Annotated in this window: 7 protein-coding genes; 1 reads left to right on the top strand and 6 read right to left on the bottom strand. The window is 37.4% G+C overall.

The genetic code is table 11. The features are described 5' to 3' along the window. Positions 1–7 precede the first annotated feature (7 nt). From BM211_RS16090 to BM211_RS16105, 4 genes are all read right to left on the bottom strand, one after another. The gene (locus BM211_RS16090) at positions 8–1,075 is read right to left on the bottom strand and encodes a glycosyltransferase family 4 protein (protein ID WP_035433316.1); all 1,068 of its coding nucleotides are present in this window, start codon (positions 1,073–1,075) and stop codon (positions 8–10) included. Then, a complete protein-coding gene (gene murJ, locus BM211_RS16095; RefSeq protein WP_035433314.1) occupies positions 1,068–2,624 on the bottom strand; it encodes a murein biosynthesis integral membrane protein MurJ in 1,557 nt (518 codons plus the stop codon). The genes BM211_RS16090 and murJ overlap by 8 nt, the downstream gene beginning before the upstream one ends. Before the next feature lie 226 nt (positions 2,625–2,850). Next, on the bottom strand, positions 2,851–3,441 hold the full coding sequence (locus BM211_RS16100) for a biotin transporter BioY (protein ID WP_141771654.1): 591 nt from the start codon (positions 3,439–3,441) through the stop codon (positions 2,851–2,853). A 49-nt stretch (positions 3,442–3,490) separates the two neighbouring features. After that, a complete protein-coding gene (locus tag BM211_RS16105; RefSeq protein WP_035433310.1) occupies positions 3,491–4,234 on the bottom strand; it encodes a DUF3298 and DUF4163 domain-containing protein in 744 nt (247 codons plus the stop codon). Positions 4,235–4,325: 91 nt separating this feature from the next. Here BM211_RS16105 and BM211_RS16110 point away from each other — a divergent pair, with 91 nt between their 5' ends. Continuing rightward, complete coding sequence (locus tag BM211_RS16110; RefSeq protein WP_035433309.1) at positions 4,326–4,703, top strand: hotdog fold thioesterase; 378 nt, start codon at positions 4,326–4,328, stop codon at positions 4,701–4,703. A gap of 140 nt (positions 4,704–4,843) precedes the next feature. Here BM211_RS16110 and BM211_RS16115 read toward each other — a convergent pair whose 3' ends face one another. After that, complete coding sequence (locus BM211_RS16115) at positions 4,844–6,220, bottom strand: glycine--tRNA ligase (protein ID WP_035433307.1); 1,377 nt, start codon at positions 6,218–6,220, stop codon at positions 4,844–4,846. A 403-nt stretch (positions 6,221–6,623) separates the two neighbouring features. Next, complete coding sequence (locus tag BM211_RS16120) at positions 6,624–7,307, bottom strand: DNA alkylation repair protein (protein WP_090998550.1); 684 nt, start codon at positions 7,305–7,307, stop codon at positions 6,624–6,626. Positions 7,308–7,794 lie beyond the last annotated feature (487 nt).

Below are 7,794 nucleotides of genomic sequence, written 5' to 3' on the forward strand. Positions count from 1 at the left end.
TTCTCCTTTAACATGATGATGGTATGCGATAAATTGTTGTAACTTCGTTCACCATTTTTGAGAAAGTGAAGTTTTGTAAGTAATGCTCGCGTCCGCATTCTGCTAAGGAATGATATAATTTTTCATCTTGTAATAATTTTGCTAAGGAGGCAGCTAATGTTTCTTCCGCTCCGTACGGTATTAATAGCCCTGACTGATTATGAACAATTACTTCTGGCAAGCCACCAACATTTGTTGCAATCACAGGTTTTTTCATAGCAATTGCTTCAATTGCGACATAGGATAATCCTTCATTTTCTGATGGAATCACAATAATATCATGTTCTGTATACTCTTTTATAATATCGTCTCGAAATCCTTTTAATGATACATGTTCATTTAGTGATAACTCTTGAATCATAGTTGATAACTCTGTTTTCAATGGCCCTTCACCGATAATATCGCAGTGCCACTGTAAAGATGGGTGCAAAGCTTTTAATTTTTGCAAGCTTGTTAATAAGAACGGTTGTCCTTTTTCTCTGCTCAGCCTCCCGATCACAGCAATTTTTCTCGGGCCATGCTGAGAAAGAGGGGCATCTGTATATGGATCGGCAACGCCGTTATAAATAACATGTATCTTTTTTTCTGGTACGCCCTTTTGGCATAGTTCCTGCTTCATAAATTGAGAGATGCAAATGATTGCATCGTTATAGCGAGTAAAAAAGGAATTGCTGCACTTTAGGTGAAATGGCATCGGCACATTGACGTGATATGTCCAAATAACCCGAACAGGAGCACCTAATAGTTTAGCTAAAATCGCAATATAGTTTTCACGTAAAAATTGTGCATGAACAATATCGATTTTTTCTTTTTTTATAATCTTCTTTAATTGCATAGCAGCTTGTATATCAAAAGGATGACGCATGTTAATGCGGTACATTGGTACGTTTAGTTGTTCAAATTTTTTTAAGAAAGGACCAGGGATAGAGTATACAAGGATACAGTGCTCTGGACCAATAGATTCCATTAAATCTAGAACATATTTTTCTGATCCTCCATCCCCGATATAATTTAAAAGGTACATAATTTTATTCATTTATATCCTTCCTTCTACCTAAAAATAGCGATAGCAATTGTTGTAGCTCTTTTATCTTTAATGTGTAAGTGACGAGTAAGTAAACGATGGCACCAATTGCTATTGCTAATAAGATAAGCAACTTTGTATCATGTAAGAAATGAAGCAGCAGTTTGGAAGTATACAAACTTACAAAAGATGCAACAATACATTTGAATAAAAAGCCACCGTAGCGTAAGTTCACCTGTTCTTTCTCTTTCATGAATTTTTGGAGCATCCATAATAGCATCAGTACAGTGCTCACCGATGCTATTGAAGTGGAAAGAGCTGCACCAGCTAAACCAATCTGGTTAACAAGTATAATACATAATATAACATTTATAATCATGGATATAATCGATGCATACATAATGTATCGATTTAGCTTCAAAGAAAAAAGCAAACGATCAAGTAAGTCTTTTAATGGCTGCATAAGGGCAGCTAACGCATAAAATTGCAATGCGGTTGCGGTCATCATAATAGAATCTTTCCCAAAAGCCCCGTAGTTATAAATAACTTTAACAATTTCCTCTGTAAAAAAAGTGAAATAAATAAAGACAGGGATAAATAAATATAAGAGCACTTTTATATTTGTTTCCATTAATTTTGCGAAATCTTTCCAGTTCGATTGATTGACGTATTCAACAAATTTAGGATACATAACTGTTAAGACAGGAGCAGCAATTAACCCAAGCGGAATAAAGTATAGCTTTTGGGAATAATTAAGCGCCGCAATCGATCCTTCATTTAATCCAGAGACTAGTGTACGATCAACAAGTAGATTAATTTGAACAGACGTACTTGTAATAAAAGCAGGGATGCTCAAAGAAATCATCGTTTTTAAAGAAGGGTCTTTAAAGTCGATTATAAATTGATAACGATATCCTTCCCTCTTGGAAGCGACATAAACAAGTATATTTTGCACGATGTTTCCGATAATAACACCGAGTGCAAGTGCATAAATTCCAATCCATTGTACAAGGGCCACAAAAATAATAAGGGTAATTCCGTTTAATACAACCCATTGCATACTTGTAATACGAAATTTATGTAAACTGTTTAAATAAGCATTAAAAATATCAATCATGAATGTACAAAATACGGTCGGAAAAATAATTTGTATTAAATAAGCTGATAACAAAGCTGTTTGCTCAGGAAGCCCGTGCGCAAATAGTGAAATGAAGAAGCGGGGCTGTAATTCAATGAGCAAAAGCGGAATCAAAAAAATAAGTAGAACAATGTTTAAAAAATTATTCATGAATCGATATGCTTTAACCGGATCTTTTCCCTTTAACTCCATAAAAATTGGAATGAAAGAAAAGGCGAAAGCCCCTGTAATACCAGTGAAAACAATCGTAGGTATATTTAAAGCGACAACGTATGCATCAACTGCATAATTTGTACCGAAATAAGCTCCAAGTGTTACTTCTTTTGCGAATCCAAGTAGTTTTCCTAAAGCTGTCCCAAGTGTGAAAAATAGTGTTACAATGAGAAATTTTTTTGTCTGATCTTGAGAGGCTTCCCTACTCATTTCTAATCAAATCCTTACTTTAATTTAATTCTTTTTCAAGCATAATTTATTTGTATGTAAAAATCAAATATATATCTTAGCAACAGAAAATGTTTCCTATGAAAAAGAGGATATCATCCAATAGGAGAATATCCTCTTTAGTTCGTAATAAAAGACAATAACGATTCCCGTCTTTTATAGCAAAACAACAGTATACGATTCGCGAGAAATAAGCCCCTGCTGATGGTTATGATGCAAGGCGACTATTTTGATACGCAGAACGGCGAACTGCATAGTATATACGAGGTGCAATGACTGCACCAATAATTGTAAAGATAATATCTTTTACAGCAAACCACATCATAACTTTCCAGGCAGCTGCATAGCTAATGTTGCCGTGCATCCAGTAATTGATAGCTAAGTACATATAAGTTGTTCCAATCACATAGGTAAGAATGATGCCGACAGTAGAAGCTGTAAAGAATGTCCCGAATTTGGGAGTTTTCACTTGCTCAACAATCTTACCTGTTACATAAGCAACAATAATGAAAGCAATGATAAACCCGCCAGTTGGACTTAATAATTGACTAAATCCAGCTTTAAATCCAGCGAATACAGGTGCTCCGGCAACTCCAACTAATGTATAAACGATCATAGATAAGGCCCCAAGGCGGCTTCCAAGAAGAAGACCAGCTAAAATAGCGAAAAATGGCTGCATAGAAAGCGGAACACCTGCAACTTGTAGAAACGGTGCCCAAGATGTAATATTGGCACCAATCGCCATAAGTGCGACAAACATCGCGGCGAAAGCTAAGTCTAATGCACGAAGTTTACTCAAAATGTTAACCCCCTGTTATTAAAAGTTAACATTATAGTACTGAATTCATCTAGGCATTGTCAATTAAAATAGTTTGATATTTCGGTTCTAATACTTCCCGAAGTAGCGTATACGGAATACGGAATTGTGGAATGCCGCTGACGTACGGTGCAATTTCATACAACGGGAAATAAATCATTAAATTGTCTTGTTCTAAAACGTATTTTAAATTCTTTTCATTCATTACTTTCTCGGCAGCGTCTGGAAAGTAATTCTCCTTATTTTGTTCAATTTGTCTAACGATCTCGGTCTTAATAATGCTTTCATATGGACTATCTTTTTGAAATAAATCTGCTAAGCGAAGCGGTTTATTTTGCCGAAGATCGAACGTATTTGCTTTCCATTCATACATGCCATGTGCACCGCCTGTGTATTGATAATAATTTACATACAGACTGAGTAATGGAAATGTATTGAATGGGACCTTGTAGTCAACATTCGCAACATATGGATGAAACGGAGCATCAGTTTCTTGCGATTGTTCATAATACGTTTTTGCATCTTTTTCTAATTTCTTTTTGAACTTATCTATACTTTTCTCATAATACGTATTTAACTTCTTTTGAAATTGTCCATCTGGAATGTTACGAAATTGCGGGTAATTGATTTGATATTCAAAATATGGTTTCTTACCTTTTTGGGTTGCAGTATGAATTTCAATTGTAATGTTAGATGTTTGGGCTCTTATTGTTTCTTTTGGTACAATAGCAATTGAGAAGAAAAAAAGTAACATGATATATAATAGTTTCTTCATATAATAGACCTCCATATATGATATTACTAATAGTTTGAAAAGAAATAGATTATATTATGCGTTTTTTGGTAAATTGAAAGGGGACAGCCGTATGTCTAAAACATTAATGGAAGCGTTAGGTATTGAATTATTAGAAATGACAGATGATAAAGTTGTAGCGACGATGCCAGTACATGGAAGTACGCATCAACCATTGGGTTATTTACACGGAGGAGCCTCTGTTGCTTTAGCAGAAACAGTTGCTAGTGTCGGTACATACAATTTAATTGATCAAGAGAAATATATTTGTTTCGGTCTTGAAATTAATGCAAATCATTTGCTGTCTAAACGAGACGGTATCGTCACGGCGATTGGAACGCCGCTTCATAAAGGGAAAACGACAATGGTATGGGACATTCGCATTATCGATGAAGACAATAATTTAATTTGTATTTCAAGATGTACAGTTGCGGTGAAAGCGAAAAGATAAATGTGAAGAAATGGACTATCCGCGTGTCGAATACCGCCGAGTGGTCTTTAAATTGTGTCGAAGCGCCGATATATCGCAAAAAGCGCCGATATATCGGTGGGCAATAAAAAAACGACTGCTTGAAGCAGTCGTTTTTTTCATTAGAATTGAATTTTCTTTTCTAAGAATCCTTTTAGTTCGCTAATTGGCATACGTACTTGTTCCATTGTGTCACGGTCACGTACTGTTACTGCATTGTCTTCAACAGAATCGAAGTCATATGTGATACAGAATGGTGTACCGATTTCGTCTTGGCGGCGGTAACGTTTACCGATAGAGCCTGTTTCGTCGAAGTCTACCATAAAGTCTTTCGCAAGTTCTGCGAACACTTCACCAGCACCTTCAGATAGCTTTTTAGAAAGCGGCAGGATCGCTGCTTTAAATGGTGCCAATGCTGGGTGGAAACGAAGAACTGTACGAGAATCGTTTTCTAATTGTTCCTCTTCATATGCATCACATAAGAATGCTAATGTTACGCGATCTGCGCCAAGAGATGGCTCGATGCAGTATGGTACGTAACGCTCATTCGTTTGTGGATCTACATAGTTAAAGTCTTCAGTAGAATGTTCCATATGACGGTTTAAGTCAAAGTCAGTACGAGATGCAATACCCCAAAGCTCGCCCCAGCCAAATGGGAATCTAAATTCGATATCAGTTGTTGCGTTACTATAGTGAGATAATTCTTCTTCACCATGGTCACGAAGACGCATGCTTTCTTCGTTCATACCAAGTGAAAGAAGCCAGTTTTTACAAGTGCTGCGCCAGAATGTGAACCATTCTAAATCGTCGCCAGGTTTGCAGAAGAATTCAAGTTCCATTTGTTCGAATTCACGCGTACGGAACGTAAAGTTACCAGGCGTAATTTCGTTACGGAAGCTTTTACCGATTTGGCCGATACCAAATGGAAGCTTTTTACGCATAGAGCGCTGTACGTTTTTGAAGTTTACGAAAATACCTTGTGCTGTTTCAGGACGAAGGAAAATTTCGTTTGTGCTAGATTCTGTCACGCCTTGGAATGTCTTGAACATTAAGTTGAACTGACGAATTTCAGTGAAGTCTTCGCTGCCGCAATCTGGGCATTTTACTTCGTGTTCTTTCATTAATCCAGCCATTTGATCGAAAGTAAGACCATCAACGATCATTTCGATACCTTTTGCTTCTAGTGCATCTTCAATTAATTTATCAGCACGATGGCGTGCTTTACATTTTTTACAGTCGATCATTGGATCGTTGAAGTTTCCAACGTGTCCAGATGCTATCCAAGTTTTTGGATTCATTAAAATTGCTGCATCTAAACCTACATTATACGGAGATTCTTGAATGAATTTTTTCCACCAAGCTTTTTTCACGTTGTTTTTTAATTCGATACCAAGTGGACCGTAGTCCCAAGTATTTGCAAGACCGCCGTAAATTTCAGAACCAGGGAAAACAAAACCACGATGTTTTGCTAAGTTTACGATTTGCTCCATTGAAGCCATTTTTAATTCCTCCTTAAAAGATAACGTATTGGCGATGAAAGATAGTGTAGTACTTGGAGAAGCGATTAGGTGAGCAAGCCGCTTCCGCTTTTCAAAATAAAAAACGCTCATCCCAAGGCTTATTTGCCTAGGGACGAGCGTTTGCCCGCGGTTCCACCCTAGTTGACACACAAAAGTGTATGTCCACTTTATATTGTATTGCTCGGGACTGCCGTTTCCTTGCAGTTTCAGGCTTGCACCATCCCTGAATCGCTTCTTCTTTACAAGTACTTATTTGTCCTTCATCGCTACCATATTTAAAAAATAGATGACCATATTCTATCATGTTCTTTTCTAATTCACAATAGAGAGCGTGTGTTTAGGTTAGTATATGCAGTGTCTGTTATGTAGTATAGCCCAAAACTTATTGCGCAAATCCATTTCTAATATGTTTAGTAGCTTCACGTTTACTAAGCGGTGCGAGCTCATGTGTTTGGACGAATTCCCATACAGCTGGAGGATTTGTTTTTGCGTATTCACGAAGTGCCCAGCCGATTGCTTTTTGAATGAAAAATTCTTTAGAGTGACTCAGCTGTTCGATGAATGAGAAGAGAAGTTTCGTATCTGTTTTTTCTTTATACTTGAGCTGGAATAGCAGGCATGTTCTTTGGAGCCACATATTGTGAGATGCCATCCATTTTTGGACATACGGTTCGATTAAATGTGGATGTGCTGCTAAAATAAGGCCGACAAAATGACTTGCGAGCATATCCACGGAATCCCACCATGATTTTGTCGTAATGAGCTCTTCTAAAAGTGGGATATGAGTTTCATCTAAATGTTTTCGATATTTATCCAGTAGGGTTAAAGCAACCATTTGAAATTCTCGTTCTGGTAGTGTCCAAAGTTCGCGAACGATTACGGGAAGATCTGTTGCTTTCGGTGCTTCATTGTTTTGCAGTACTTCACGAATTAATAGCTTTCGCTCTGGTGTTTGAATGCCGAGAAAGGAAAAGTGGTTTTTCATATAACGTTCCATTGATTCTGCTTTTTCACGGTTTCGATGTGCTTCAAAGTGTTCTTGTAAGCTTACGGTAAAAGGATGCATAAGGCTCACTCCACATTCATATTTTTCAATTTAAGTGTAGCATAGATAAAGTGAAACTTTAATCAGTGGGGGGGTTTTTCATCCCCCACTGATTATTAGTTGAACCAATCGGGCTTTTACGGGCAGTTTATCTCCCACCTAACTTCTTCAGAAAAGCGGAAGCGGCTTGCTCAGAATCGCAGGACGCCCACGCCCCTGACAGAGAGGCGCTTTTTGCCTCGTCCGAGGGGGCGAAACGACCGGAGATTCTAGCCGCTGGAGCTGGACAATGCTTTTGCTGAATTTTGAGGTGGGAGTATTACTGCCCGTTAATGCGGGATAAAAAAAATTATATTCGCTTCTTAATACTTTCCGTGGCGAATATATAGAAAAAGAATGGAACTAAGACAGAAGGGGGTATTAAAATGGATGACCAAATTGTAATAGACGGTGTATCGAATGATGGGATTATCGCTGGATTTTTAGCGTTAGGACTTATTTTTATTAT

Source organism: Bacillus sp. 491mf (genome assembly GCF_900112415.1).
Classification (GTDB): Bacteria; Bacillota; Bacilli; order Bacillales; family Bacillaceae_G; genus Bacillus_A.

Excerpts from the sequence above, each read along its gene's own strand:
- BM211_RS16090 (WP_035433316.1), bottom strand. The coding sequence starts at position 1,075 with ATGAATAAAATTATGTACCTTTTAAATTATATCGGGGATGGAGGATCA.
- murJ (WP_035433314.1), bottom strand. The coding sequence starts at position 2,624 with ATGAGTAGGGAAGCCTCTCAAGATCAGACAAAAAAATTTCTCATTGTA.
- BM211_RS16105 (WP_035433310.1), bottom strand. The coding sequence starts at position 4,234 with ATGAAGAAACTATTATATATCATGTTACTTTTTTTCTTCTCAATTGCT.
- BM211_RS16110 (WP_035433309.1), top strand. The coding sequence starts at position 4,326 with ATGTCTAAAACATTAATGGAAGCGTTAGGTATTGAATTATTAGAAATG.
- BM211_RS16115 (WP_035433307.1), bottom strand. The coding sequence starts at position 6,220 with ATGGCTTCAATGGAGCAAATCGTAAACTTAGCAAAACATCGTGGTTTT.
- BM211_RS16120 (WP_090998550.1), bottom strand. The coding sequence starts at position 7,307 with ATGCATCCTTTTACCGTAAGCTTACAAGAACACTTTGAAGCACATCGA.